The organism is Mycobacterium sp. IDUB_19, assembly GCF_055419445.1.
Genome location: NZ_JBVAXR010000117.1, coordinates 1 through 2,440, shown reverse-complemented (window position 1 = coordinate 2,440; position 2,440 = coordinate 1). Strand labels below are relative to the sequence as shown.

Annotated in this window: 2 protein-coding genes; both read left to right on the top strand. The window is 64.9% G+C overall.

Annotated elements, in window-relative coordinates:
- Positions 1–263 precede the first annotated feature (263 nt).
- Positions 264–1,520 (top strand): MgtC/SapB family protein, encoded by a 1,257-nt coding sequence (locus ACZY0B_RS27220; RefSeq protein ID WP_463767333.1) that lies wholly within the window; start codon positions 264–266, stop codon positions 1,518–1,520.
- A 183-nt stretch (positions 1,521–1,703) separates the two neighbouring features.
- Positions 1,704–2,132 (top strand): hypothetical protein, encoded by a 429-nt coding sequence (locus tag ACZY0B_RS27215; protein ID WP_463767332.1) that lies wholly within the window; start codon positions 1,704–1,706, stop codon positions 2,130–2,132.
- Positions 2,133–2,440: the final 308 nt, after the last annotated feature.

Sequence of the window (2,440 nt, the reverse complement as noted above, 5' to 3'; positions counted from 1 at the left end):
CCCGCCCCGCAAGAGCCTGCACCTCCACCTCCACAGCCGGCGCCTCCTCCCCAACGTCCGCCGGGAGGCCATGTCCAACTCGCGCCGTGAGGCAAACGGTGACGTGCTCGAGCAACATCTGAGCCGCCACTGCCGATGTCTGCCGCTGGCTAGCCGGCCTCGCCACGCCGACCCGCTTTCCTCGCAAACCTCGTCAGCGATGGTCAGTCAGATTCGGGCCGGCGTAACTTACTGAAGCAATTGGAAGCTGAATCGGAGTCGATGTGAGCTGGCAGCAAATCCAGCCGTTCCTGGTGGCGCTGGCCATCGGACTGCTACTCGGCTTTGAGCGCGAACGCAGTCACAGCCGCAAGCTTCCTGCTGGGTCGCGCTCGTTCGCGCTCCTATCGCTGGTCGGTGCCGTCGCCGCCAGCTTCAACGAATGGGCTGTGCTGGTCGGATTTGTCGGCGTAGCGGCCCTGTTGACGCTCGCCTACTTTCGCACCAGCGCAGAAGACCCGGGAACCACCACGGCGATCGCCGCGTTCGTCGCTTACCTGCTCGGTGCGCTCGCTTACACGCGCCCGGCGGTAGCCGTGGGCATCGCCGTAGTCGTCGCAGGACTGCTGGTGTCGAAGGCCCGCATCCATCGCTTCGCCCGCGAGATCGTCAGCGACGTTGAATTAGAGGACGCCATCAAGTTTTTCGTCGTGGCGCTCGTGATCCTGCCGCTGCTACCGGATCAGCAGCTAGGACCCTATGGCGTGCTCAACCCGGCGAAGGTGTGGCTTCTCGTGGTTCTGCTCACCGGTATCGGCTGGATCGGTTACATCGGTGTTCGGGCCCTGGGGCCCGAACGAGGCGTGCTCGTCACAGGTTTGGCTGGCGGGTTCGTCTCGGCAACAGCGACGACGGCGTCGATGGGCCGGCTCAGTCGAACGTCCGCGAGCCTCCGAGCGCCGCTGGCCAGCGCACTGCTCGCGAGCCTCGCCACCTTCGTGCAGCTGTTGATCGTGATCGGGCTCGTCGACGTCGACGTACTGCGCCGTCTGTGGCCTCCAGTGGTCGCCGGAGCGGTCGTGCTCGTGGGTGTCGCCGCCTTCGTCTACCGGGGTGCCATGGGGACTCATCAGCAGGATGCTGCGAAGGGCGAAGACGTCGAGCCGGCAAAGGCAAGCCGGCCTTTCGCCTTGTGGCCCGCCCTCGTCCTGGCCGTCGTGCTGACTCTCGCCCTGCTCGTTGGCCGGTGGGGCGCTGACATGCTCGGTCCAAATGGGGTGGTAGTTGCCACGTTCGCCGCGGGTCTCGCCGACGCCCACGCGGGTGCGGTTGCTGCCGCCAGCCTCGCCGCCAAGGGCGACATCACCGTCGACACCGCGCTTTTCGCAGTGGCTGCCGCGCTGGGCTCCAACCTGCTCGTCAAAACAGTTCTCGCCTTCACCGCCGGGGGTCGTCGCTTCGGGCTTGGGTTTCTTGCCGGCATGGCCGTGCCGGCCGTGGTGTTCGGCGTCGCCTTGACTGCGGCCGTGACTGCGATGTGAGCCCGGCGCCCCGCGTGTCGGGAGCGCCGTCGACACGCAACGACGGGTCAAAAGCCCCTACCAAAGATGTTGTGGGGCGAGGAGCGTCGTGTATCGAGACGAGGCCGCATCGCTTTGCTTGGCCCAAAACACGGCCCACACAACGAAAGTCAGGTCATGTTCCGGCGAAACACTCATCAGCGCATGGGCGGTGCGGTCCTGACCGCCGCGGCTCTGCTCGTTGTCGGGACACCTGCGACCGCCACCGCCGTCTACCCCGGCGTCCCTGAGTGGTATTCAGAGGCCAAAGTCCATTTCGACAATACGAGGAACTATATGCAGGCGATGATCAACGCGATCGACGCCAACGACATCGGCTCTGTCCGGGTAGCGTGTTCATCGGCCCACGACGAACTAACGGTCAACCTCCAGGCTCACCTGCCTACGCCGGATCCGGCCCTGACTACTGCATTGCAATCCGAAATCGACGACGTTCACGCCGCAATGCACGTCTGCATGTCGCTAGGACCGAACAGCACGTCGGCCGATCTGGAGCAAGCAGACTCGCTTATGCGGCAGGCCGATGACCATATGAGAACCGCCGACGCCATTCTGGCCACTGACCTAAGTTGAGGACCTAGCCGATCCTGATGACAGCGGTCGCGTGACCGATGTGTATTGCCGGGACTTGTGACCCTGGTGCCAGTGCCGCTTCCGCGCCACGCTGTGGTGTGTGCCGACTTTCCGGATACCCGCGCCAGGCGGGCGGATCAACAATCGGCTCCCGTTCCGATTGAGGTGATGGGCATGCGCGATAGAGATCAGCGGCTGCGCAATGAGGTGGAGCACCCCGAGCGATACGCAGAGGTGACGATCACCTCGGCGAGTGTCCCGATCGTGCTGTCGGTGTGGCGTGGCCGGTCGGGCGGGCCGGTTGTCGT

Bases quoted from the DNA above. Each gene is read 5' to 3' on its own strand.
- ACZY0B_RS27215 (WP_463767332.1), top strand. From the start codon at position 1,704: ATGGGCGGTGCGGTCCTGACCGCCGCGGCTCTGCTCGTTGTCGGGACA.